The sequence below is a fragment of the Paenibacillus sp. V4I5 genome (genome assembly GCF_030817255.1).
Classification (GTDB): Bacteria; Bacillota; Bacilli; order Paenibacillales; family NBRC-103111; genus Paenibacillus_E.
The window spans coordinates 5,393,326-5,419,438 of sequence record NZ_JAUSZB010000002.1; the positions used below are offsets into that span (position 1 = coordinate 5,393,326).

At 43.1% G+C, this 26,113-nt stretch carries 23 protein-coding genes and 2 pseudogenes; 21 read left to right on the plus strand and 4 right to left on the minus strand.

Annotated features, from left to right (window positions below):
- Positions 1-316 precede the first annotated feature (316 nt).
- From QFZ78_RS26560 to QFZ78_RS38635, 12 genes and pseudogenes are all read left to right on the plus strand, one after another.
- A complete protein-coding gene (locus tag QFZ78_RS26560; protein WP_307552048.1) occupies positions 317-970 on the plus strand; it encodes a hypothetical protein in 654 nt (217 codons plus the stop codon).
- Complete coding sequence (locus tag QFZ78_RS26565; protein WP_307552050.1) at positions 942-3,347, plus strand: restriction endonuclease-like protein; 2,406 nt, start codon at positions 942-944, stop codon at positions 3,345-3,347. The genes QFZ78_RS26560 and QFZ78_RS26565 overlap by 29 nt, the downstream gene beginning before the upstream one ends.
- Positions 3,348-3,507: 160 nt before the next feature.
- On the plus strand, positions 3,508-3,945 hold the full coding sequence (locus QFZ78_RS26570; RefSeq protein ID WP_307552051.1) for an HRDC domain-containing protein: 438 nt from the start codon (positions 3,508-3,510) through the stop codon (positions 3,943-3,945).
- An 84-nt stretch (positions 3,946-4,029) separates the two neighbouring features.
- Positions 4,030-4,770, plus strand: coding sequence for a Fic family protein (locus QFZ78_RS26575; protein WP_307552052.1), 741 nt, complete (start codon positions 4,030-4,032; stop codon positions 4,768-4,770).
- 22 nt (positions 4,771-4,792) lie between these two features.
- A pseudogene (locus tag QFZ78_RS26580) lies at positions 4,793-5,260 on the plus strand (thioredoxin family protein); the annotation flags it as partial.
- Between the two features lie 259 nt (positions 5,261-5,519).
- Positions 5,520-5,705, plus strand: coding sequence for a hypothetical protein (locus QFZ78_RS26585; protein WP_307552053.1), 186 nt, complete (start codon positions 5,520-5,522; stop codon positions 5,703-5,705).
- A 102-nt stretch (positions 5,706-5,807) separates the two neighbouring features.
- Positions 5,808-6,671: a tetratricopeptide repeat protein gene (locus QFZ78_RS26590; RefSeq protein ID WP_307552054.1), complete on the plus strand. Its 864-nt coding sequence runs from the start codon at positions 5,808-5,810 to the stop codon at positions 6,669-6,671.
- Between the two features lie 562 nt (positions 6,672-7,233).
- Positions 7,234-8,469, plus strand: a complete 1,236-nt coding sequence (locus QFZ78_RS26595) for a LysM peptidoglycan-binding domain-containing protein (protein ID WP_307552055.1) — start codon at positions 7,234-7,236, stop codon at positions 8,467-8,469.
- An 85-nt stretch (positions 8,470-8,554) separates the two neighbouring features.
- Entirely contained in the window at positions 8,555-8,971 is a 417-nt protein-coding gene (locus QFZ78_RS38780) for a hypothetical protein (RefSeq protein ID WP_483874832.1), read from the plus strand.
- A gap of 1,115 nt (positions 8,972-10,086) precedes the next feature.
- A complete protein-coding gene (gene cysD / locus QFZ78_RS26605) occupies positions 10,087-11,010 on the plus strand; it encodes a sulfate adenylyltransferase subunit CysD (RefSeq protein ID WP_307552057.1) in 924 nt (307 codons plus the stop codon).
- A gap of 1 nt (position 11,011) precedes the next feature.
- A complete protein-coding gene (locus QFZ78_RS26610) occupies positions 11,012-12,751 on the plus strand; it encodes a GTP-binding protein (protein ID WP_307552058.1) in 1,740 nt (579 codons plus the stop codon).
- An 84-nt stretch (positions 12,752-12,835) separates the two neighbouring features.
- Positions 12,836-12,976, plus strand: a complete 141-nt coding sequence (locus QFZ78_RS38635; RefSeq protein WP_373461073.1) for a nuclease domain-containing protein — start codon at positions 12,836-12,838, stop codon at positions 12,974-12,976.
- Here QFZ78_RS38635 and QFZ78_RS26615 read toward each other — a convergent pair.
- Positions 12,971-13,732, minus strand: a complete 762-nt coding sequence (locus tag QFZ78_RS26615; RefSeq protein ID WP_307552059.1) for a ThiF family adenylyltransferase — start codon at positions 13,730-13,732, stop codon at positions 12,971-12,973. The two genes, QFZ78_RS38635 and QFZ78_RS26615, sit on opposite strands and share 6 nt — an antisense overlap.
- Positions 13,729-14,343: an N-acyl amino acid synthase FeeM domain-containing protein gene (locus QFZ78_RS26620; RefSeq protein WP_307552060.1), complete on the minus strand. Its 615-nt coding sequence runs from the start codon at positions 14,341-14,343 to the stop codon at positions 13,729-13,731. Before QFZ78_RS26620 ends, QFZ78_RS26615 begins: the two co-directional genes overlap by 4 nt.
- A gap of 194 nt (positions 14,344-14,537) precedes the next feature.
- Here QFZ78_RS26620 and QFZ78_RS26625 point away from each other — a divergent pair, with 194 nt between their 5' ends.
- Complete coding sequence (locus QFZ78_RS26625; protein WP_307552061.1) at positions 14,538-15,749, plus strand: HD-GYP domain-containing protein; 1,212 nt, start codon at positions 14,538-14,540, stop codon at positions 15,747-15,749.
- A 167-nt stretch (positions 15,750-15,916) separates the two neighbouring features.
- On the opposite strand, the pseudogene QFZ78_RS26630 reads toward QFZ78_RS26625, so the two are convergent.
- Positions 15,917-16,726, minus strand: a pseudogene (locus QFZ78_RS26630) (cation:dicarboxylate symporter family transporter); the annotation flags it as partial.
- A 384-nt stretch (positions 16,727-17,110) separates the two neighbouring features.
- On the opposite strand from QFZ78_RS26630, the gene QFZ78_RS26635 reads away from it, so the two are divergent.
- From QFZ78_RS26635 to QFZ78_RS26655, 5 genes are all read left to right on the plus strand, one after another.
- Complete coding sequence (locus QFZ78_RS26635) at positions 17,111-17,818, plus strand: DNA alkylation repair protein (RefSeq protein WP_307552062.1); 708 nt, start codon at positions 17,111-17,113, stop codon at positions 17,816-17,818.
- A 216-nt stretch (positions 17,819-18,034) separates the two neighbouring features.
- A complete protein-coding gene (locus QFZ78_RS26640; RefSeq protein WP_307552063.1) occupies positions 18,035-18,379 on the plus strand; it encodes a DUF805 domain-containing protein in 345 nt (114 codons plus the stop codon).
- 220 nt (positions 18,380-18,599) lie between these two features.
- Entirely contained in the window at positions 18,600-19,607 is a 1,008-nt protein-coding gene (locus QFZ78_RS26645) for a TAXI family TRAP transporter solute-binding subunit (RefSeq protein WP_307552064.1), read from the plus strand.
- Entirely contained in the window at positions 19,604-20,170 is a 567-nt protein-coding gene (locus tag QFZ78_RS26650) for a DUF1850 domain-containing protein (RefSeq protein ID WP_307552065.1), read from the plus strand. The genes QFZ78_RS26645 and QFZ78_RS26650 overlap by 4 nt, the downstream gene beginning before the upstream one ends.
- Positions 20,171-20,201: 31 nt before the next feature.
- Positions 20,202-22,130, plus strand: coding sequence for a TRAP transporter permease (locus tag QFZ78_RS26655; protein ID WP_307555914.1), 1,929 nt, complete (start codon positions 20,202-20,204; stop codon positions 22,128-22,130).
- 211 nt (positions 22,131-22,341) lie between these two features.
- On the opposite strand, the gene QFZ78_RS26660 is transcribed toward QFZ78_RS26655, so the two are convergent.
- A complete protein-coding gene (locus QFZ78_RS26660) occupies positions 22,342-23,025 on the minus strand; it encodes a YHYH domain-containing protein (RefSeq protein WP_307552066.1) in 684 nt (227 codons plus the stop codon).
- Positions 23,026-23,400: 375 nt separating this feature from the next.
- Between QFZ78_RS26660 and QFZ78_RS26665 the strand changes: the two genes are divergently transcribed.
- From QFZ78_RS26665 to QFZ78_RS26675, 3 genes are all read left to right on the plus strand, one after another.
- Positions 23,401-24,843 carry a patatin-like phospholipase family protein gene (locus QFZ78_RS26665; RefSeq protein ID WP_307552067.1) on the plus strand — a complete coding sequence of 481 codons (1,443 nt, stop codon included), beginning with the start codon at positions 23,401-23,403 and terminating at the stop codon, positions 24,841-24,843.
- Between the two features lie 202 nt (positions 24,844-25,045).
- Positions 25,046-25,468, plus strand: a complete 423-nt coding sequence (locus QFZ78_RS26670) for a VOC family protein (protein WP_307552068.1) — start codon at positions 25,046-25,048, stop codon at positions 25,466-25,468.
- Positions 25,469-25,496: 28 nt separating this feature from the next.
- Positions 25,497-26,084 carry a thioredoxin family protein gene (locus tag QFZ78_RS26675; protein ID WP_307552069.1) on the plus strand — a complete coding sequence of 196 codons (588 nt, stop codon included), beginning with the start codon at positions 25,497-25,499 and terminating at the stop codon, positions 26,082-26,084.
- Positions 26,085-26,113: the final 29 nt, after the last annotated feature.

Below are 26,113 nucleotides of genomic sequence, written 5' to 3' on the forward strand. Positions count from 1 at the left end.
GAAAGAACTAGAGAACCCATAAAGGACAACGCAAGAATAGATCCCACAAAAAAATGAGTTATATCCGGAGAATTTCCCAGATGTCACTCGTTTTTTTCGTCAGGGTAGAAAAATGCAGGAGAGTTTCGAATCATCGCCACGGCGCCAGAAACCTTACTATTCATGGTTTTCCTCCAATCTTGCAGGCTCTTTGGTAGTTTGATCAAGCCTTTTCATCCAGCACTACCCTGCATTTTTTCCGTCATTTTCTCAGGCTCTCTTGCAAAACATTATTACGAAACTGAATATAGCATTGATAGATAAGTGTGGGAAATTGGTGTACGGCAACCTACATCTGCCAGACAATGTGTACATCGTTGGAACGGTGAATATGGATGAGACAACGCATCCTTTTAGCAAAAAGGTATTAGACCGCGCCAACACGATCGAGTTTAATTACATTGATCTTGGTCAATATCCAACGGGTGAAGGGATGCCGACTACTGAAGGTGCTGCTGTTCCTCCTAATTCCTTATTGCGAAGCGAATATTTGCAATTGGTAGATGTATATCGTGACTATAAGCAGTTAACGGAAGAGACGACTGAGTTATTGGTGAAAATCAATGGGATTTTGGAGCAGATTCATTCGCACGTAGGGTTTCGGATCCGGGATGCGGTCTGTTTTTACATGATTTATAATGATCGGTTTGCTTTGCTCAGTAAGGAAGCGGCATTCGATATGCAGTTGTTGCAGAAGATTTTGCCTCGTATTCAAGGGAGTAATTCGTCTGTGAAAAAAGCTTTGCTTCAATTGATGCAGGTGGCTCAGGATCGTAGCTTACCTATTATGGAGTATATGGAGGATGCCTCTAAGCTTTACCTCTCTCCAGAGACATTAGCAGCATCCAAATATCCACAAAGCGCAAGGAAAATCGCCTTCATGCTACGGAGGTTAGAAGAAGATGGCTTTACCTCATACTGGCTCTCTTAATCAAAGCACGGAATTGCTGCGAATCGAGACGAATCTGTTCAATCTCTATATTCAGGGCAAGCCGTTCCATCCCACGGTCGAAACTTTGAATCTCCATCGTAATGTGGATGAGGAGTGGGTAGATGCCCATTTTCACGCTGCGCCGCTGGTGGATTCGTTGGTCATAGATTCTATTTCTGTTTTCTCTCATGAACACAGGGCGATGACAAGTTGGAGTTCGGGCGATGTGTGTATGCCGACTTTTTATGAAACGCAGGCCTATGAACTGGTCATTGAAAAGAAGGAGGATGTCCCCTTAACCTTTCACCACGACAATATCCATGTGAGACAGGCGATTAAGCCGCTGGGGAAGATGATTTTATCAGGGATTCTTAATTTTCAAAATGAAGTGGGACTCTCTGAACTTGAGATTCGATTGAATGGTGAGGCTATTTTTCGTCTCCAGTTAGAGATTTTTCCATCGAAAATCGATTATAAGAACGACTATCAAATGATTCTTAACGATGTTAACGAACAGATTTATAATCTTTCCTTCGATTTTCTACGTAAAACGTACAACCTTACAGGGTTAAAAGAAACGAATCATCAGAGTTTGACGGAGTATTTTACGATTTTGCAGCATGTATTTACGCAGCTTGTGCAGGCTGTTGAGAGAATCAAATTATCGCCACATTCTAAGCTTCAAAGCGAGAATCGCCTGGTAGACGCTGCACGTGTGAAAAGAGCCGGGAAAGAGAACATTGCCTTCCTAGCCAAGCGCCCACATCTTTTAGCCAAGGATCCGTTGAATGGGGTCATTGAGGTAAAGGGCCAGCGGTTTACACCGACTCATTTGCTTGAGACTAGACGTCATGTTCATTATGATACGGCTGAGAATCGCTTCGTAAAATGGGTGCTTGTACGCATTGCGCAGAAGCTTAAGGATGTTAAAACGCGTTTAGCTCAAAAAAGTCGAGTGGAAGATCCTAATCTTACAAAGAAGCTTAATCTTATGCAGAGTCAGGTGCAGCGGCTGTTGCAGCATGATTTTTTGGATGTTGGCGAGATGAGGCAGCTGTCTATTTCACTGGTTTTGCAAATGGCTTCGGGGTACCGAGAGGTATACCGTTATTATTTAATGCTGTTAAAAGGTTTGTCGATTCAGAATGATCTTTTCCGATTATCGATGAAGGATTTGGCTCAGCTCTATGAATACTGGTGTTTCTTGAAGATTCACCATCTTTTAAGCAAAAAGTATGAGTTGCTCAAACAAGATATTATCAAAATCAATCGGAGTGGACTGTTCGTCACACTGGATAAGTCTCAGCAGGCGAAGATGGTGTATAAAAACCCGCCCAACGGGGAGATTTTTACGCTGTTTTATAATGCGCTGCCCAAAGGGGATCGGAGTCCGACTCTGTCCCAGCGACCAGATAATGTCCTAACTTTGAAAAAGAACGACGCCGCGGCGGAGTATAAATACATTTTCGATGCTAAATATCGCATTAATCCTGCTTATGAGGGTACTCCTTACTTCGAGAGGTACCGGATGCCGGGGCCGGAAGAGGATGATATCAATACGATGCACCGCTATCGGGATGCGATTGTGTATTCGGAGGGGCAGGGGAAAGAGTACGAGCGGAGCATGTTTGGGGCGTATGTGTTGTTTCCCTATCATGATGAGGAGCGGTTCCAGCAGCATAAGTTCTATAAAAGTGTGGAGCTCATTAATATTGGGGCTTTTCCATTTTTGCCGAATTCGACGAGCTTGATGGAGAAGTTCCTGGACGAGATTATTATGGATAGCCCAGAGAAGGCCTATGAGCGGACGACGAGGCCGCGAGGGACGAAGGAGTATTACGGGAATAAATTGTCTGGGAAAAATGTATTGGTTGGGGCTTTGAGTAAGAAGCCTCAATTGGATGCTGCGTTGGAGTATGGATTTTACCATACGCCTTTGCGGAATATTACGGATCATAAGGTGCTGACTAGATTAGAATACGTCGCGTTGTATCAGTCGATTCGTTTGTTTGGCGCTGATGATGCGGGCATCTCGTGGTATGGAAAAGTGAGAGAGTGGAAGGTTATTCCACGCTCTGCTATAACTGCTGTTCCCTCTAGTCGAGGTGCGACGGATGAGCTTTATGTTGTGTTTGAGGTGGATGAGTGGGTTAAAAGAGAGAATGCTATAATTCCCGCGGGGCATGGGATTTATCGGATTTTGTATACGACGGATTATATGATGAGAAGGGCGAAAGAGGTCTCGGAGCTGCGCTTGGAGACGGAGGAAGAACTGCAGGAATGGCGGGAGAAGCGGCGTGTGGGTAAGGTCCGCGTGACGCTGGATCGGGAGCATTTGGATTTGGGTAGTAGTGTTTTGGGGATCGATTTGGAGTAACTTTATAAATAAGATGATTTCATTTATATCACATGGCCTATAGTCAATAAGAATTAGTTACTAGAGTTCGTGGAACAATAAATTAACTAGTGCAAGGAAGGAAATGATACAGTCGGATGAATAGAGAACTCACGCCTGAAAAGAAAAAAACATTGAGTCTTTGATTACTATTATCTCTAAGTTTGAGATTGACTTTAAATTAGAATCAGAACACTCGCAGTACCTCGATCTTTGTCAAAAGTACAATGATAAGGCAAATCAATATGATCTGGCAGAGAAGGATATGTATGATATTGCTAGCTTGCTAATCAAGCTTAATACTCCAATAGATATGGATTTCGAAGCAAAATATCAACTCTCAACTAATAACGTACAAAGAAGAAATGAAGATACGCTTCGTGAAGAACTGACAACATTCAGGCTACAAACATCAAGAGAGGAGCAAATCAAGGCGTATTATATTTTTAACAATGCTGAGATGGATGATATGATTGCTAAATATCCAAGAACTGAAAATGAATTATTAGAGGTAAAGGGTTTTGGGAAGGTAAAGGTTGGGAAGTATGGTAGTGCAATTTTGAACATTTTTAATGGGTAAAAAACTTGGTTTGAGTGTATAAGATGGATTGGATGCTTTTTAACTGTGATATAATGGTAATAAAAGTAGGAAGGGAGGGGCAATATGACTTTTGGTAAAATAGATCTTTTAAAAAGTGAATTAGATGAATTACGTCCTTTGCCAGCGGCTGCTGTAAGAAATTTGGAACAAGTTTATCGGGTCGAATGGACGTACAATTCTAATGCGATTGAAGGTAACACATTAACACTTTTAGAAACCAAATTGGTTTTAGAAGAAGGTTTAACAATAGGTGGAAAAAAGCTGCGTGAGCATTTTGAAGTCGTTAACCATTCAGAAGCGATTTATTACGTACAAGATGTAGTAAATAGAAACATGGAATTGACTGAGTATGTCATAAAATCAATTCATCATCTAGTACTTAAAAACATTGACGATGAGAATGCAGGGCGATATCGGATGATCAACGTTTTGATATCAGGCTCTGGGCATACCCCTCCAAACTTTTCAGTTCTCGCGGAAAAAATGGAACAGTTGATTCAATGGTATGATGAACACAAAGATAAATTGCATCCAGTTGAATTAGCCGCGGAATTCCATTTCCGTTTTGTATACATCCATCCATTTTCTGATGGTAATGGGCGTACTGCGCGACTTTTAATGAATTTAATTTTAATGAAATACGGATTTCCACCGGCTATTGTTAAAGCTGCAAATGATGCTCGTTTGAAATATTATGAAACTTTAGAATTAGCAAGTATGGGGAAAAATTTAAAACCATTCGTACAATTAATTGCCAAATGTGTTGAGGATAGTTTGCAAAAGTACATAGGTGCGGTAAAGTAACTTATGGTACTAAATTTAAAGTTTCACATGTAATCATTGCCCTTATGTCATTGGTTCAAATGAAATCACTCGGGAAACGGCCAATCGGTTCAAAGAGCAAGGTGTGCGATTCGTTGGCATTAACGCTAATAGTGCGAACACGAAGCCGGAGGATTCCTTTGACCACATGGTTACGCATATGGAAGAGCATCAATTTCCATGGGTATACCTCAGAGATGAATCCCAAGAAACCGCGCTGGCTTATGGCGCTTTACGGACGCCTCTTTTCTATATATTCGATGAAAATCAGAAGCTGGTTTATACAGGACGCGGGGTGGACAGCCCTAGGGATGCCAATAGAGTTACAGTGAACGATCTGGAAAATGCATTAGCCGAACTTATGGCTGGTAAAGAGATTACGGTGCCACTTACGAATCCGATAGGTTGTAACGTCAAGTGGGACGGCAAGGATGCGCACTGGATGCCTGCTGAGGCTTGCGATTTGGTGTAGGTGTAACAGTTGCTCACTAGAGCTAAGAGGCAGGGGCGTATTGGAAACCAGCCCAGCTAAGATCAATACTGGTATCTATTTTACAAGGCGGTTAAGGTAGATGAAAAAGGCGGTCAATCCTCTATGGGATTAGCCGCTTTTTTATGTCGTTAACACTGTCGGTCTACCAAGCGTATGTTTCTGAGGCCGTTTCTTTACAGAGCATTGAGAACTGTTCCAACTGACAGTATATATGTGCTATACATGATTAGCTATAGTAATGCCCACGATTTCGAAAAAACCATTCGATCAAGAGTTCCAAACGATATTAAGTGAATTGCAATCCGGCTACCATGCAGGGGTATTGAGTAAGAAGGAAAGCTCGGAACTGCCTAATGATGTATATCTCATTGAAGTTGAAAACACAATGGTGGGGTATGCCGGAATTCAGAAAGCGGAAGGATAGGGTTTTATTTGGTGTGTGAACACGGGGGCTTTGCATTCTCATTTTGAGCATTCTTTGATACAATGATTTTGATTTATCAGAGTCAAAAGGAGAGCTGTATTCATGTCGCCTATTATCAAAAAGTTGCTTAAAATAGTTGTTACGATTGCGGTCATTATGATCGGGTTTAATTTTAACTGGGCGTTAGGGGTAGTTATGATTGTGTTGGTGCTAGGATACTTTGGCTACACTTCCCGTTCTGTCCTATATGCGCAGAAGGGGAATCTGGCTTATATGAAGGGTGATCGCGACCGAGCATTGATTTTGCTTGAAAAAGCGTATCGCTTGAAGTCGGCGCTCCCTCAACATCAGCTTGGCTATGGCTATGTGTTGATGAAAGCAGGGGAACTTAGCAAGGCTGAGAAGGTATTCGACGAGGTCCTTCATAAAGCGAAAGCTAGAGATATGCACATGCAGGCAAAGCTTAATTTGGCGACAGTGTATTGGTTGCAGGGCAGACGGGATGAGGCTTATAGCTATCTGCAAGAAATGTCAGAGGAGTATAAGAATACGCTGGTATATGGGAACTTTGGTTATTTTCAAATTTTACGCGGCGAGCTGGAAGCAGCACTTGTGTATAATCGCGAAGCTTATGCTTTTAATGACAACGATCTGACGATTATGGACAACCTGGCACAAAACTACTATTTGCTCGGTCAGCTGAATGAGGCGGATGAGATGTATGCCAAGGTGATAGCGAAGACGCCCAAGCATGCCGAGTCCTATTATTACTATGCGCTAACGTTGGAGCAGCTGGGACGATTACAAGAAGCGAGAGAGCAGATTGGAAAGGCGCTTGAGAAAGAATTAGCGCTTATTACCCCTCTGACCAGGGAAGATATCGAGTTATTAGCGATTTCTTTGGGAAAAAAGAGTGATTTCAATCCTACAGCAGATGGATCTGGACCCTTTGTCAAGGACACTTAAAAAAAGAGGCTTTGATGATTTAGGCAAGCCGACAGAAGATGGTTCCTGTATTGAGTATGCCTGAAGGCAGTCAATTATTTGAAGAGTTTGACTCTCAATGGCGGCGGTACATCGAGGCTAGCGTGCCGAATTTTAGGACTGATGAAGAGATGCACGAATGGTATTATAAGCAGTTGTGGGAAATCCACTCCTTTTTTATTGCATACAAACTTAAGTCATTCGCTATAATGAGTAAAATCAATCTACTAATTAATGCGATTAACCTCTCGAGATGGGAGGTTTTATTCATTTAAGCACCTTAATGCGCTACCCAAAGGGGGTTGAGTGCATCCCTGCCCCAGCGGCCAGGTAATGTCCTGACTTTGAAAAAGAACAACGCGGCGGCGGAGTTTGTGGCGCTTATGGATTGTTTCCCTAGTTTATTAATATTGAGCCGATCACTTCCAATTTTTTCATAGTGAAAAACCTCTATGGTGCTAGTATTATCAAAATAAGTGATAAAAAATTAAAATCTATCATTACAGTGGTTCTTTATCATTTAAACAGAGCAACGGAGGGTACTATGAAAAAAACAACAATGTTCAGTCTTGCTTTGACCTTTTCATTGCTTACAGGAAATATGGCTTCTGCTATGAGCTACTCTACGTATACTATTCAAAGAGGGGATACGCTATGGTCGGTGTCACAACGACTTAATATCAGTCTTGCCAGTGTGTTAGCAGCGAACCCTCAAGTGAATCCGAACAATGTTTACGAAGGATTAAAAATCAATATGCCGGTTGGGGAAAAAGCAAAAGCAGCCGACCAGACGAACACAACGAACAATACATACACTGTACAGCTTGGAGATAATTTTTGGGTGATTAGTAAAAGTTTAAATATCGACTGGAGTCGCCTAGTGGCTGCGAATCCGAATGTAAACGCTGCCAATATGTACGTGGGAATGAAAATCAATTTACCGGTTGCAGGGACTGTTAATGCAATCAATATAACGAACACGCCCAACACCAACACAGCGACGAATGTAACTTATGCGACTAATTCAGATAATACAATAGCTAATAACAGGAATGGCACAAGCTCAACTAATAACATATACACTGTACAGCCTGGAGATAATTTTTGGCTGATTAGTCAAAAGTTAAATATCGAATGGAGCCGCTTAGTAGCCGCGAATCCGAATGTGAATGCGGCAAATATGTACGTGGGCATGAAAATTAATTTACCAACCAATCTGAATGTACAGACAAATACGAATTCCGACAATCATACTTCAACCAGCAGCTCGATGCCTGCAAGTTCAGTTGAAGCTCCTTCGTACCTATCAGACGGACTATTTCCGTTGAAACCTGGTACATATAGCTCATTTATCAATACATTCGGGGATGGCAGAACATTTAATGCCGATGGAACCCAACAACGTAACCATGAAGGTAATGATATTATGGCTGTAAAAGGCACACCCATTTACAGTGTTTATAGCGGTACGGTAATCAAAAAAGGTTGGAATACACTGGGGGGCTGGCGACTTACGGTGAAAATACCTGATGGAAAAACAGCATTCTATTATGCACACATGTCGGCTTATGCGACTGGTGTAGAAATTGGCAGTTCTATTACGAAAGGTCAGCTGATAGGATATGTAGGGAATACAGGTTATGGGGAGGAAGGTACCGAAGGTGCTTTTGATCCGCATTTGCACTTCGGAATGTATGATATAACCAATGGATTTATCGTAGAGGATCCTTATAATTATCTGAAATATTGGGAAAAGACTTCACTGACAGCAAAATACTAAAACTAACTCCATACTGAAAAATCCGCTCTGTGAGCGGATTTTTACTTTTTTAAATCAAAATTGGCGCCTTTTATTATAAGATGCTGTGCGAGGAGCTTCGGAACGATCGGCCGTTGACCGACCAGGACTACCTGGACCTGATGCAGCGGGTTATCCAGCGTTTGTTGCTGTTGTCCAGGAAGATCTGCGGAATCGCGTAGTCTGCACTGGCGGCATCTCGCGCTTGATTCCGGAGCCGATCCTGAAGCGGCTGCTACGGCCGGTTCATAAAGTAGTGCCTGCTCTGAACCCAGCGGTCATCCTCGATTCCAAGCAGGAGCAGGGTATTGCAAGCAGGTTATATTCAAGGCTACCCGGACGGGACGTTCCGTCCGAACGGGGAGCTGAGCCGCGTGGAAGCCGCCGTTATTCTGTCGTAGCTTGTTCCCGTCCTGGGGTTCGCTTCCATCAAGCGCAAGAGCACCGATCCAAAAAGATCGGTGCTTTTGCTTTTAATTCGTAACCTGTCAGCCTTTTCCCGTATTAAAAATAGGTACGGAACCGGCGGAGCAGTCGCGGGACTGTTCCGGTCCGATACTGCTTATGGAGAATGCTTATCCTCATAATGCATGCTTCTTTTGCTACCAATGTACGTTTTGCTATATCACGTTAAAAAGCGAAAAGCTATGGATTGACCCATTTTACAGGTTAACTAGACGCAATCCTCCGATGTGGTATTCTCGTTTAATACTTGAGGCAATGATAGAAGTTTACCAATCTTGGTCTCAGCAGATGAAAAGATAGAAGGGGGTGGGTGGCGATTAAACGACTACTTTCATCTCTTATCCATGTAACTGTTTTAATGCCCCTACGATTTTTTTGCAAATATGTTGTTCGTACAATAATGCTTTTAAATTATAACCTATTTCTTTTAAGAGACGCACTAGGGAGAACCGTAAAATGTTTAGTTACCATCATTAAACGGTGTAATTAGCCTACCTTCGCTTTCTCACGTTTTTGTGAAATTTAAATAAAAATGCACTAATCGCAACACAATGCATAGTCGTCACGATAGATACGGTGAGAAGGTTATGAAGTGTATTGCAACTAATCGTATGCATACCACGACCACTCTTAATGTAAGGACCAATTGGCTGTGCACACCATACGGGTGCATATTGAATCTGTAAATTCTATCGATTTATAAGGGGATTGAGTAAAAGATTAATAGGGTTGTGGACTGATTGGGGACGCGAAATGTTGTGTCCTCAATATTTATTGTGAAAAAACTTTAATTTATTTCGAGTAGAATGTTTAATTTTCGCATGGAAAAATGAACAGGGGTTCGACTCCCATGCTTTTGGTACATTACGAGCTCTTCAAAGTAATCCTTATCGACCCAATCCTTTTTCAAACGTGAAGAACCCACTGTTTAGGCTTGACGAAGTGAACTTTAATTGCATACTGTGATTATTGTGCTAAAGAAAGTGACGCTCTCGGAAAAAGTACGACAATATTCGAGGAAAATGATAAAAAATTAGAGAAGTTACTTTCTTCCACTTTGCATAAAAGCCAAAATCTGATAGGATATAAAGAAATACGATAGATTTAGTAAGAATTAAAAGGAGGCACCTTTCCATGCAAAAACTGATGCTTGATTCCATACAAGAAATGACGCATCTGGATCAACTCGAGGCTGAAGCGATTTATATTATCCGAGAAGTAGCGGCGGAATGTGAAAATCCCGTGATGCTTTATTCGATCGGTAAGGATAGTTCCGTGATGCTGCATTTGGCGCTGAAAGCTTTTTATCCGGAGAAGCCGCCATTTTCTTTCATGCATATTGATACGACGTGGAAGTTCAAAGAAATGATTGAATTCCGCGATCGTAAGGCAAAAGAATTCGGAATCAAGATGATTGTTCACTCCAATCAGGAAGGGATTGATCAAGGGATCAACCCGTTCGATCATGGTTCCGCGTATACGGATATTATGAAAACCCAAGCTTTGAAAGAAGGATTGGACAAATACGGATTTACGGCTGCGTTCGGCGGCGGAAGGCGTGACGAGGAGAAGTCGCGTGCGAAGGAGCGGATTTTCTCTTTCCGGAATAAGAATCATGCCTGGGATCCGAAAAACCAACGGCCGGAAATGTGGAAACTTTTCAATACAAGAATCAATAAGGGAGAAAGCATCCGTGTTTTCCCAATATCCAACTGGACGGAAAAAGACATCTGGCAATACATTCGCAGAGAAAACATTGATATTGTGCCTCTCTATTTTGCCAAAGAAAGACCTGTACTCGAACGCGACGGACATCTCATCATGGTGGACGATGATCGCATGAAGCTCGAGCCTCATGAGAAAATTGAAATGAAGAAGATGCGCTTTCGCACATTAGGCTGCTATCCGCTTACAGGGGGAGCTGAGTCGGAGGCGGAAACGATAGATGCCATTATTGAAGAAACGCTTGGTGCGGTCTCATCCGAACGGACAACGCGGGTAATTGACCAAGAAGCGGCGGGAAGTATGGAAAGACGGAAACGGGAGGGTTATTTCTAAAATGAAAAGTCTGCTTAAATTTATTACTTGCGGAAGTGTAGACGACGGAAAATCCACCTTAATTGGACATATGCTTTATGAGGCCAAGCTTTTATTCGCCGACCAGGAAAGAGCGTTAGAGCTGGATAGCAGACTGGGCAGCCGCGGCGGCAAAATTGACTATTCCTTACTGCTTGACGGGCTGCTAGCCGAACGTGAGCAAGGTATTACGATTGATGTGGCTTATCGGTATTTTACGACGGACGACCGTTCTTTCATCGTAGCGGATACGCCTGGACACGAAGAATATACCCGTAACATGGCCGTTGGCGCATCTTTTGCGGATCTGGCTATCATTCTTGTGGACGCAAAGAAAGGGGTTATCACCCAAACCAAGCGCCACACTCGGATTTGCGCACTTATGGGCATTAAACATCTTGTTTTAGCTGTGAACAAAATGGATTTAGTCGGTTTTGATCCTAAGATATTTGATGCGATCCAACAAGAATTCTTGCAATTGACCGCTGAGTTTCACTTTGAAAGCATTCAGGTGATCCCTGTTTCTGCCACAGAAGGGGATAACATTACGAAAAAATCGCCAAATACCCCTTGGTACGAAGGCCTTGCCTTGCTGCCATATTTGGAAAATGTGGACGTTCATCAGAGCGACAGTACGAAGCCATTTATGATGCCGATTCAGCGTGTATGCCGTCCGGATCATACATTCCGTGGTTTCCAAGGCCAAATTGAGGCTGGGCGTATCGCGGTTGGCGATGAGCTGACAACGTTGCCTAGTCATGAGAAGGCGAAAGTCAAACGTATCCTCGTGGGAGACCAAGATCGCGATTATGCCTATGCTGGACAGCCTGTAACCATTCAATTGGATCGGGAAGTCGATGTTTCGCGGGGTTGTGTATTCACAAAGGATAGTCAAATCCAAGAGGCGAATAGCTTCTCAGCTACGATTCTTTGGATGGATGATTCTGTGCTGACGCCAGGCAAAAACTATCTGGTCAAAGTAGGAACGAAGGTTCTGCCAGGTACCGTAACGGCCATTACGCATAAAATCGAAATTAATACTGGAAAAACGGTTCCAACGGATCATATCGTCAAAAATGAATTGGCAACATGTGAGTTTTCCTTATCTGACAATATCGTAATTGATTCTTTTGAACAAAATAAAAGCATTGGCGGATTTATTCTGATCGATCGTGTCACGAATATGACATCTGCTTGCGGAGTGATTGAGCAAATCGTTCAAGGTTCCGACAATTCTGTACGGCTAGATACGGAAATCACCAGAGATGTTCGTGCTCAGCAAAAAGGTCAGAATCCATTAACCCTCTGGTTCACCGGTACGGTTTCGGATAAATCAACGCTTGCGAAGGAAGTCGAAAAACGGTTGGTATCGACAGGCCACCATACCATGTTACTGGGGAATGGCCAGGGAGAATCGTTGCAGCGATTAGCAGAAGTTGCAAAATTGATGAACGATGCGGGACTTATTGCATTGGTATCGAATGATTCCCCGATCGAAAACGACCGAGAAACCGCGCGAGATATCATTGGCAAAGAATATATTGAAGTTTATGTAAATGGACCGCTTGCAGGCAGTTCGAGCACAAATGATACACCTGGGAACCCGGAAATCGAAATCGATACAAGCAAGTTTTCAATCGAGGAAGCTGCCAATTATGTAGTGAAACGAATTATCAAATATTTAATCAATGAGAGTAGTCGTGGACAATTCCTTAATTTCTAATGCTTAAACAAATCGACTTTGGCGAAATAGTCTTTGAAAAATAGTATCCCTACATCACAGTGAATAGTGATGTAGGGATATTTTTTGTGTGTCCGCGGAACGCTTTACTTCGAGACGTACCGGATGCTGGGGCCAGAAGAGGATGATATCAATACGATGCATCGCTATCGGGATGCGGAGTTTACTCTTTTATCCAAAAATCTATCGGGCTTGGCTAGTTTATAATTCAAACTGTAATTCAAATTTCTCTGGTACGATGACAGGCTCTTTTCTGTTTAGAAGATGAAGAACTAGATGAGATACTAACACGCCAGGACCTAGTGCTTGTCCTACACTAATAGTAGGGATCGTTTTTGCTTGGATCCATTTTAGAACTTTATCTGGAGTTGCGTAGGCCGGGAGAGAACTGGTGTAGTTTCCAGCCGGGAAGGTGATTTCATTAAGCTTCTCGGGCGAAAGGCCCTCCGGTAAGCCCAAATACTGTTCTAGTGACATCCCCTTGGGTGAAAATGTTAAAACCGATGTACCAAAGCCAAGCGCTACCGCAGTAATGATGTATAGATGTTCTTTTCTTGCTGCCTGGTGCATGAACAATGACGTAGGAAACTCAAAATAATCGATGGCATCGATGACATAATCGGAGCCATGAATGAATTGTTGAACATTCTCCTTAGTAACGCCTGATTGGTATTCTTCTACAATAAGATCAGGATTTATTTTTAATAAGTGATCCCGTAAAGCTAGAACCTTGGACTTCCCAACGGATTCATAGGTAGCTGCACATTGCCTGTTAATATTGGAGATATCAAAAACATCGGGGTCAGCGAGCTTTACCTTTCCTATACCCATTCGGACTAGTAATTCAGCCGAAAATCCGCCTATACAACCGCATCCGGCAATAGAAATTGTACTATTTTGAAGAATATTGATTTCCTCTTCAGACATAATCCCTAAATTACGGCTAAATTGTTCTTTGATCATTGTACCACCTCATTAGTTTTATAAGAATTTTCTGATAAATAATTATATAGAGTAGGCCGATAAACTTCTAGTGTGTTTAAACATTCTGTTAGATTTAATAAGCATGGAATACTAGTTGAGCCAAGGTATAATTTGGGTGCTCCAACAACCTTGAAAGGGAATTTGAACATGCGGTGCATATAATTATAGACTCTCTCATCAATGCAGCATATCCAGTGGGTGATTCCTGTATGCTGAGAATATTGTAGAACAGTTCGGATCAGTCCCATTCCGACATCATGTTGAGGCAGCTTCGTAAATGCACTGATTTCCGCGTATCGATTTCGATCCATTTGCATTAATTTGGCTTTTTCGAGATCATATAACGAAAAGTATTTCATGGTCGGCAATTCTTCTAATTTCTCAAAAATAAGGCGTGTTACTCCGACAATCTTCTTCTCCGTTATCGATTCTGCGACAAAATAGGTAGAATTAGTTTCATAGGGATCCTTATCGTCTTTTCCAAAAAAACCCACCTCCTGATATCTTTGATGATGAAGCAGAATAGCGTTATCTCTTTCTTTACCAAAAGCTTCATAAAAACTGTAGTTATAGCTCAAATTATTACTCATAAAATAACACTCCTTTTTATTTTTTCTCTTTAATTATAGAAGAATGTCGTAATTTATTAAGAATAATCATTTTATGATACAAATTGTATCATTACTAGTTCTTTTTTACTATAGGAAGTTAAGATTTCATAGTTTATCATTATTAAAAATGATACAATGAAGTTCAAATAAATCATTTGGGATGGACTTTCTATATGGGGAATACCGAGCAAAATAAACTACTTTTGTCCTTTTACAAAATTCATCAAGGTAACCTAAATAACAACATTTTACAAGTTGGTTTTGTATATTTAATCTTAAGTATTACTTGGAATTATCTTTTTAGGGTTATGCACTTGCCTTACTCAAGAGCAAATATTGGGATTTTATTACTTTGTCTAGTCATTTGCGTTATTACGTATTCATTAAATAAATTTTCTGAACTTCCTGTATCAATATTGAAACATATAACTTTATGCTTTGTTTGTTTTGTAGTCATATGTTTATATTTTGGTTCGGGTTATAGGGAAGCATGGAGTTTTTTCCTTTTGATACCTTTAATATCTGCACTATATGGCGATATTATTTCTTTATTGATATATTCCGTTCTTGGATTAGTCAGTATGATTACCCTCGATTTATACTTTCCATTGATTCCAAATACCACCTTTGATTCTATTGATCTCTCGAACCGAATTCTTCTTTACATCATTCTTGCAACTTTCAGTCATATCCTATACAAAAAACTACTTGGTCTTTATTTAAATTTGGTTTCGATTATATCTAAATCTGCTGATGAATCGATTGAGCAAGTTGTTAAAACGTTTATCGTTTCTGTTGAAGCTAAAGATGCATATACTTTTGGTCATAGTGAGAGAGTCAGTAATTACGCTGTTGACCTTGCGAGTAAACTGCCTGAATATCAGCAAGAACCTAAAAAACTGCACTCACTTAAAATGATGGGGCTTCTCCACGACATAGGGAAAATAAATATATCAGAGACAATCCTTGCAAAGCCATCGAAGCTTACAGATGAAGAGTATGAAATTATTAAGACCCATACGGTTGTGGGAGCAAAAATGGTAGAAAAGATATCGGTCTTAGGAACATTAAGAGAGGGCGTACTGTATCATCATGAAAGGTGGGATGGGCTAGGTTATCCTAGTGGCATAAAAGGGGAGGAGATTCCGTTAGAAGCGCGAATTCTTGCAATTGCAGATGCGTTTGATGCGATGACTTCAAATCGTGCTTATCGGGATGCCATGTCTACCAATCAAGCTTTCCAACGCTTAATAGAAGGTAAAGGGACATTTTATGATCCTAGACTTATTGATGTACTAACTCCGCATCAATTATCTTGGTTAAAACTATTTAAACAATTAAACAACGAGATTGATGAATTTGAAACATTAATGAACCTAATTTAATATTAATAAAGGTTTAGAAGTTGATTGCGAACTAATTCCGAATGATAATTAATTTTTTATAATGAAGCCAAGCCAATAGCACCTGAAAATTATAGTAAAGGGAATGATTCCAACTAAGGAACAAAAAAGCAGGGGCCTAAGGCCTCCTGCTTTTTTAACATTTTTTTCTAGACATTAATCATGTATTCCTTGCCTTCTTTACGTTTTTTTGCATATTCAGCTGTTGCTGTAAAAAGTACGTCGGAGGATGAATTTAGTGCTGTTTCAAAAGAGTCCTGTAAAACACCTATGATGAAACCTGCACCAACGACCTGAATCGCAATGTCATTCGGAATGCCGAATAAGCTGCACGCCAGCGGAATGAGTAAGAGTGACCCGCCGGCAACACCTGAGGCGCCTGCAGCAGATACAGCGGATAGAATGGTAAGAATAAGCGCCGTACCAAAATCTACTTCAATGCCAAGCGTATGAACAGTTGCGAGAGTTAAGACAGAAATCGTAACCGCTGCGCCTGCCATATTAATGGTAGCACCTAATGGAATGGATACAGAATACGTATCCGAATCCAGTTTCATTTTTTCACATAATCTCATGTTGATTGGAATGTTTGCAGCTGAACTTCGAGTAAAGAATGCGGTAAGAACGAGAAGTAATTTTCCATAATCGAGCAAGGAAAAAAGCCCGTTGGTTGTAATGGAATCAAAAATAAGTCCCATGATTCCTAACGGTGCCAAATTGATTACCCATTTGACGATTTGCGATACGGCATCTGAAAAATTTGTTAGCAAGTTTTTTGTACTGTCATGGGCATTTCTTAAAGCAACGCCAAGAAGGATGGCCCAACCCAGGATACCGATATAGTTGGCATTCATTAAGGCCTTAACTGGGTTGTCAACAATCTGAAACAGTAATGTCTTAAGTACTTCTACAATCCCATCAGGTGGAGATCTACGGCACCTTTTACTAGTGCAAGTTAATATTTTCAAACGTTAGTTTATCACGAAAATTGTCGAATGTGTATGAGCGTAAGAATTTGGAAAGATACTAAATGGGAAGCTATGGATGACCAATTACCAAGGTAGTAATGTCAGCAGTTTACTCTCTAAGCTTTTATAGATGGCTTCCCATATCGGACAATGTTAATGAATCACGCATGGAAAGTTACTTTTTGAACAAAGGAATTCGTGTTTTTCAGTCAGATCGCTTTTTAAGTGGGGCCAGTACACAGTATAATTATTTGAGAATAGCACTTTCGTCTACAAATTCATTGATAGAATTAAAAAGTGGATTAGAGATCTTGAAAGAAAATCTCTGGCTTTGAACAGGATGCAAAACCTCCAAAAAGAAGGAAGTGTTAAACAATGAATTTAGAAATGGTTATGCAGGAGCTTGAAGCTCTCGGCAAGGAACGAACCAAGAAAATTTACGTATCCAATGGCGCGCACGAGCCGCTTTTTGGAGTGGCAACAGGCGCCATGAAGCCCATTTTCAGGAAAATAAAGTTAAATCAACCTTTGGCTGACCAGCTTTACGCTACAGGGAACTACGACGCAATGTACTTTGCCGGCATAATTGCAGACCCAAAAGCAATGACTGAAGCGGATTTTGATCGTTGGATGGATGCGGCTTATTTTTATATGCTGTCCGATTTTGTGGTTGCAGTAACCTTGGCGGAAGCAGATATTGCACAGGAAGTTGCCGATAAATGGATCGCAAGCGGCGAAGAGCTAAGAATGTCAGCGGGCTGGAGTTGTTACTGCTGGCTTTTGGGTAATCGTCCGGACGGTGAATTTTCAGAAAACAAGCTTGCCAAGATGCTTGATCATGTGGAAAATACGATTCACGATTCCCCCGAACGAACGAAATACGCAATGAGTAATTTTATTTACACAGTGGGGGTATCCTATTTGACGCTCCACGATAAGGCGGTCGAGACGGCAAAGGCAGTAGGCCCAGTAGAAGTCAATCGGGACAAGACCAAAAGCAAGTTCCTTCACGCCTCCGAAAATATTCAAAAGGCAGTAGATAAAGGGCAGCTTGGTTTCAAACGCAAACATGTAAGGTGTTAAACAATAGCCTCACCTCGCGAAGTGGCGGGGTTATCTCTACTTAAGCTTAAGCGAATTCGTGCTTAGGCTTTTTCTTTTTTTACGCTGATACTTCAGGCCTGTTGTATCAAGAATCGGAAGGCTGGTCATTTTACATGCATACGTCACATATAATTTTAAGCATGAACGGCCCAATAAGAGTTTTATCGCACGTGCTAAAGGAGGGAGGGATCAACAATGGAATGGTATTTAATGGTGTTAAAAAATTACGTAGGTTTTCAAGGAAGAGCACGGCGTAAGGAATACTGGATGTTTGTTCTTTTCAGTATCATTGTTTCCATCATACTTGCCATATTGGAGTCAATCCTAAACGCATCTAACGTTTTAACAGGACTCTATTCTTTAGCTGTTCTATTACCGTCTTTAGCTGTTGGAGTTAGGAGACTCCACGATACCGGAAGAACCGGATGGTGGCTCTTAATTAGTCTGATTCCCCTTATTGGTTCCATTATTCTGCTAATATTTATGTGTCAAGATAGTGAAGTGAATGATAATCAATATGGACCCAATCCTAAAGGTTAGTTATTGAATAGGAAAAGGAAGACGAGAGGGGCAGCCCTTAATGTCTTCCTTTTTTCGTTTTTGCGGTAAGCCATGCTGTAAGAATATCTTCCTGAAAATGAAACAGTATTTTTTCCAAAATCAATTTCTATCTTGATTTTTTCCGCACCACAAACATATACATACTACCGAGATACAATTTGTCTACATAATAAGAATTTATTTATTGGAGGGAATGACAATGATCAGACGTGTAAGCAAAGGATTAGTTATTGCCATTGTTTTTATCATGGCTTTAACCGCTTGCGGAGGTACGCCGCAGGATGCATCTGCGCCCAAAGCATCGGAAGCGCAGAATGCGGGAGAGAAACCGTCCAGCCTGGTTATTGCGACTGGTGGCACGGCAGGCACCTATTATCCACTCGGCGGCGGTATCGCCAACCTGATTAAAGAAAAGGCAAAAACAAACGCCACTGCACAGGTTACCGGCGCAGCAGTTGAAAATATGCGCTTAATCAGCAAGAAAGAAGTCGATCTGGCGATTACGCAAGGCGACATCGCAGATTACGCGGCTCTGGGAACGGAAATGTTTAAAGACGGCGCGGTCAAGAACCTGCAGGCCATTGGTGCGCTTTACCAGGAAACCATTCAAGTCGTCGTATCGGAAAAAAGCGGAATTAAATCCGTTTCGGAGCTGAAAGGCAAAAAAGTTTCCGTAGGCGCACCTGGCAGCGGTACCGAAGTGAACGCCAGACAAATTCTTGAAGCTTATGGTCTTACCTTTAACGATTTCAGCACAGAGCGTCTGTCCTTCGGCGATTCGGCGAAGAAAATCCAGGACGGTGGCTTGGATGCGGCATTCGTAACGGCGGGAGCTCCAACGGCAGCGATTAACGAGCTGGCTGCAACGACCGGAGTACAGATTCTAACGATCGAAGCTGACAAAATTAAGGCCATTACGGATAAATACAAGTATTACAGTCAGCAAGTGATTCCTTCCAAAACCTACCCGAAACAGGACGCCGAAGTAAAAACGGTCGCGGTTAAAGCGATTATGTCCATTCGTGCTGAGCTAGATACGCAGCTCGTCTATGACATCACCAAGACGATATATGAAAATACGCAGCCGCTAATCGCCATCAACGCCAAGGCGAAAGAAATCCAAACCGACAAAGCGCTGGAAGGTATCAGCATACCGTTGCATCCGGGGGCAGAAAAGTACCTCAAAGAAAAAGGCGTTATCAAATGATGTACTTAACACCAAGGGTGTGGGAGAGGGCTCCTGCACCTGTTTTTCTTCGAATATGGCTGTGGCTTATCCTTTTCGTAACCGTTGTTGCTGTAGCCATATGGTTATGGGCCTCAACCATCCCAGCCTTAACGATCAGGCAGGTGGCAGATGGCCAAGTCGTCTTTCAATCACGGATGGAAAAGAATGGCCGATTCTCGCTTACGTATATTCATTCGATTCACCGTACGCCGATTGAGGAACGGTTTTTCATTAATGAGAAAAGGCAAATGGTTCTGGACTCAATGATATTTGAATCCTATGGGGTCGGAATTCCATCCTCTCTCGAAGGAAATGAAACCTTTCGAATGGAAAACGGAAAAATGCGGATTGAGAACATCCATCGGACCCTAGACATGTTTGAGCTTCGAATAGGACAGGTGATTGCCGACCATAAACTGCTTCTGCGAGATCAAGTGATCCCTCTTTCACAACTCAGTATGCCGGGTTCGGCGGTACGGTTTGAAATCAGCAGTCTGAATATATGGGTTTATTTGAAAGGAGTGCTCCACTTTGGCCGATAGCCCAAAGGCGTCAGAAATCGAAAAGGAAACAATGAGCCAAGAAGAAATACAGGAAATGATCGGCAAATATGATCCTGATTTCGCCTTTCGGCGGCTTGAGGGAGTGATGAGAGCCTTTACTTTCGCGTTTGCCGTATTGTTTTCCTTGTATCAGCTGTATGTCAGCTTTTTTACCCCGTTCCCTGATCAAGTTCATCGTGCGGTGCACCTATCTTTTGGATTAGGCCTCATTTTTCTTTTATATCCTTCTACCAAAAAAGGGCGGGGCAGCCGAATCCCGTGGTACGATTATATGTTGGCGGCGCTTGGTATCGGGGTAGGGCTGTACTGGCTACTGAACTATGAGGAGCTGTTTAACCGTATCGGTAATTTTACGTTAACCGATTTTATCGTCGGCGGAATTGCGATGATTCTGGTTCTGATTGCGGCGCTGCGTGTGGTCGGTGTTCCCATCGTGACGATTGCGGTGGTGTTTTTGCTTTATGCCTATTTCGGCAATCATATGCCTGGATTTTTAGAGCATCGAGGCGTGTCGCTGGAACGGTTGATCAGTCAGATGTATTTCACATCTGAAGGGATTTTGGGGACACCGCTTATGGTTTCTGCCAGTTTTATTTTTCTTTTCATTTTATTTGGCTCTTTTTTGGACAAAACGGGAGTTGGCGAATACTTCAACGATCTCTCCCTAGTCGTAGCGGGAAGGAGAATCGGAGGACCGGCCAAGGTAACGATTTTCTCCAGCGCCTTACAGGGGACGATCAGCGGCAGTTCCGTCGCCAACGTTGTGACATCCGGAGCCTTCACGATCCCGATGATGAAGCGTCTCGGTTACCGGCGCGAATTTGCCGGTGCTGTCGAAGCGTCTTCTTCAACAGGCGGCCAAATTATGCCCCCGATCATGGGGGCGGCTGCGTTTCTAATGGCCGAATTCACAAATATTCCTTATTCCCAGGTGGCGCTGGCCGCTTTAATTCCGGCGCTGCTATTTTTTACCGGGATTTGGATTATGGTGCACTTTGAGGCGAAGCGGCTTGGACTGAGGGGGCTTCGTCCGGAAGAACTGCCGAGCCGCAAAGAGGTTTTGCAAAAGCTTTATTTATTGATCCCGATCTTAGCGATTATCGGCTTTTTGATGTTAGGTATGTCTCCCATGCGTTCGGCCATCTACGGTATTTTGTCTGTTATCGTAATGGGCGCCGTCCGAAAGGCCACCCGTATGTCCTTTAAGGACATTTTATCGGCTTTGGAAGATGGGGCAAGATCTGCTCTCGGCGTGGTTGCTGCAACCGCCTGCGCGGGGATCATCGTCGGTGTTATCACGTTGACGGGGATAGGCTTAAAATTCGCAAACGGTTTGTTGGAGCTGGCGGGAGGCATGCTGCTGCCTACGCTTATCCTGACCATGCTGGCAAGCTTGGTACTTGGTATGGGTACGCCGACTACGGCCAACTATATCATCACTTCTACGATCGCTGCGCCGGCCATTATTGCACTGGATTACCCTGTCCCCCTTTTGGCCGCTCACATGTTTGTGTTCTATTTTGGTATCGTAGCAGATATTACGCCACCTGTTGCGCTAGCGTCCTTCGCAGCTTCCGGCATTGCCGATTCCAACCCGATGAAAACAGGCATGGAATCGACACGTGTCGCGATTGCCGCTTTCATCATTCCATTCATCTTCGTTTATCAGCCGCAACTGCTGCTAATCGATACCACCTGGGCTGAAGCTGTCGGCGTTACGGTTACCGCTGTCATCGGCATGATCGGTGTCGGGGCAGGGATGATCGGATTCTGGTTGCGGCAATTGAACGCAGTCGAACGGCTTATCGTTATCGCAGCGGGGCTTCTGCTCATTATCCCAGGACTTGTTACCGATCTTATCGGTATGGGTACACTCGGGGTCATATTCACTTTGCAGTATGTTCAGGGGAAGAAGCAAAAGGGAAACTTGATTAGATGAAGTCTATAATGTAAGTTGGGTCAGGATTTTTGACACCGAATTACTTCATACTCAGACTAGAGAAGAGTTTTTTGGAAAATAAGATTAAAAGTTTAGAAGCTGAATGTCTGCTGATTCAAAAAGATAATTAATACATAGTAAATGAACCTCATCTGCCTTAAGATGGGGTTCATTTTAGCTTACAAAAGAAAAACTGCCCGAAGGCAGTCAATTATTTGGAGATATAGAATACATTATTTTCAAGCTTTATTGTTAATCCTAACTCATCAACGGCATAGTGCCATGACATAGGGAAATAGGTAACATCATTTAATACTAGTAAAGGGTACTCCTCGGAACCATTATCAACCCAGCTATCGTTTACATAGATATTAAAATCTGGTTCTTTAGCATACAGGTTTGTGTTCGTGGAGCCGTAGTCAAATTCAAGGTTACCAGCTTTATTAGAAGTTTTTCGAATTACAAATCCAGTATCTGCATCCCATACTGTTTCTAAAGCAAGTGCTTGGGTAAACTTAAATGTCATTGGAAAATAAGTAATATCCTTATGCGATATGACGGGGTATTTTAGGGATGAATTTGGTACTGAAGTACCATTTACGTAAATACTGTATGTCGGTTTTACAACTTTGACATGTCCACTAGGAATAGTTTCTACTGGGGCTACTGGTGTAGTCTTGGAAGTTGATCCACTAGATGATGAGCCGCTGCTGCCGGATGAAGACCCGCCATTGTGATAGTGATATCCAGAACACAACCCTTTGGCTATGGATTTTGCTGAACAATTATGCCCTCCACTGGAATCTGTTCTACCCGAGTGAGCGTAAACAGACTGCGATAAAGTCAATGTTACAATAAATATTAATAATATTAGTCCGATTTGTCTGAACCTCATTTACCTTTTCATCTCCTAAAATATAGTAGTATTTACCTACGTGATAGTACCAGATATTCCAAGATTGTTCAATTTTTATTATTATCGTAAAGAAGCAAAAAGTATATTGAACTGTTGTGCGAAAAATACAAGTTCCTAAAGAGGATAATTCTCCCATGTGTCGAACTGTAACCATCAGGGGTGTCGATTGATGTCAGATAAAGAGAAACAATCGGAAACGGCTAAGGAACTAGCGGACAGCCAGCGGGATAACCAAGCAAGCCTGGAAGAAGCGTTTCCGACGTCGGTGAATGATCAAATAACCGATTAACAGTAGGCACCCTCCGCGGTGCCTTTTTTGTAGTTGCTGACTAACGAGCGGGAGAGTGAACGAATATGATTGGGTTGGCCTTATCCGGCGGCGGTTACCGTGCGTCCTTGTTTCATCTCGGTGTAATGGCCCGACTGGCCGATGAAGGGTTGTTGAAGGAGGTGAACGCTTTATCTACCGTTTCCGGCGGTTCGATTGTGGGCGCCTTTTATTACAAGATGCTGTGCGAGGAGCTTCGGAACGATCGGCCGTTGACCGACCAGGACTACCGTGACCTGATGCAGCGGGTTATCCAATCGTTTGTCGCTGTTGTTCAGGAAGATCTGCGGAATCGCGTAGTTATCACTGGCGGCATCTCGCGCTTGATTCCGGAACCGATCCTGAAGCGGCTGCTACGGCCGGTTCATAAAGTTGTGCCTGCTCTGAACCCAGCAGTCATCCTCGAATCCAAGCTGGAGCAGGGAATGAGAGCAATTATGTTTCAGACGACCGTTCTGCGTGACCTGATGGATCCCCCTGTCCATCCCGAGAACACGAAGCCAGAGCTGATCCTGAACACCTCCATTCTGGAGAATGGACAGCCTTTATTTATCTCCACGAATCCGACCAGCTTACTATGGCAGCAAAATGAGAGCAATCATGCGATTCGCGCCGATGAGATGATAAATCTACCCCTTTCCAAGGCGGTGGCGGCCTCCGCTTGCGTCCCCGGTCTCTTCAACCCCATTACTATCCCGTTCGGGGATCGTATGGTGCATGGGGTGGACGGAGGGGTATTGGATAATCTTGGCGGCCATGCCATTCAGCTGCTTTGGCAAGAGGGAATGTCGGTCCTGCTTAGCGATGCGTCCAAGCCGCTTCATATTGAGAATTATGTGGAAGTGGATTCCGTTGAGTCATTCTTTCGCATTCAGGACCTTTTCATGAGTGCCATTCGCGACCTTCGGATCGAGGGGACGGATGATACCATTGTGGATATGCGAAAAGAGATCCCCGGCATTGATCCGACGGTGCGTACGCTGGCGATGACGATGAGAACCGATCTGAACGCGTTCTCCGAGGTGGAGGCGTACTCGCTGATGTATGTCGGTTACTGCGCTTGTGGTCAAGAAATGGACAAGCTGCAGGGAGAATGCGCTGGCGAATGGGCATCGGGAAAGAAGGTCGGGGAAGACTGGCCCTTCATGTCCATTCGTTCTTATATGGAGACGCCGACGCCAGAGTATTTGGCGTTGATGGGGCAGAAGGCGAAGAAGCGTTTCTCGGTGTCGAATCTAACGTTGTCTCAAGCGGTCAGCTTGAGCTACCTGCTGCTCTATCTGGCGGTGTTTGTCTACATATGGGTCCATCACGGAGTGTATGAAGCTATCTGGTACGTGGGTTTTATTCCGGTTCTTCTCGTATCGCTCGGGGGTGTTTTGTTTCTTCGGCGACACGTTGCCAAAGGCAAGCGAAAAGGTACGATGGCATCTTTGAAACGAGAGCAGTCTGACTTCGTAAGTGCTTGAACTTCATCAAGTCAGGTATATTTAGTAAATGATATAAACCCAGGTGTTTTGCCTGACCCAATAATCGTGAAATTGCGCTCTATTCTTAGAGGTTGATTCTAATCGTGTTGAGATAAATTTTACATCGTATAAATTTTCCGAATCATGGAAGTAAGTTATACTGTAATAGTAGTGATTGCAAGTATCAAAGGAGGTTAAGAAAGTGGGTACCAATGAGAAAATAGGCGGCGGTGGCTTTCATCACGTTGCGCTAAGAGCGAACGACTTTGAAGCGACGGTCAAGTTTTACACGGAGGGATTAGGCTTCAAGGAAAAGCATGGCTGGGGCGAAGGCGATAAGCGAATTGTCCTACTGGATTCCGGCGATGGTAATTACATGGAGGTTTTTGCAGGTGGATCTGGTGAACCGAAACCGGAAGGCTACTATTTTCACGTTGCTTTTCGTAGCAACAATGTGGATGCAGCCGTTGAAGCGGCTGTTGCAGCTGGAGCAGTGGTGACGGTAGAACCTAAAGATGTTGTCTTAGGCAACAATCCGCCGACGCCAGTTAGGCTCGCATTTGTCAAAGGGTTGAACGGTGAAATTATCGAATTTTTCCATAGCACAGGAGAAAAACAGTTGTAACTTTTCAATCATGAAAGGGGAACATGACATGGCTTTTACCTTTACTTTATCGCTAGGGGATCAAGCGCCTGACTTCTCTTTACCGGCAACGGACGGGGAAGTATATTCGCTGAACGATTTTAGCGGCGCTAAAGCGCTTGTCATCTTTTTCACATGTAATCATTGCCCTTATGTCATTGGTTCAAATGAAATTACTCGGGGAACGGCCAATCGGTTCAAAGAGCAGGGTGTGCAATTCGTTGGCATTAACGCTAATAGTGCGAACACGAAGCCGGAGGATTCCTTTGACCACATGGTAACGCATATGGAAGAGCATCAATTTCCATGGGTATACCTCAGAGATGATTCCCAAGAAACTGCACTTGCTTATGGCGCTTTACGGACGCCTCATTTCTATATATTCAATGAAAATCGGAAACTGGTTTATACGGGACGCGGGGTGGACAGCCCCAGGGATGCCAGTAGAGTTACAGTGAACGATCTGGAAAATGCATTAGCCGAGCTTACGGCTGGCCAAGAGATTACGGTGCCGCTTACGAATCCAATAGGCTGTAACGTCAAGTGGGATGGCAAGGACGCGCACTGGATGCCTGCTGAGGCATGCGATTTGGTGTAGGTGTAACAGATGCCCACTAGAGCTGTGAG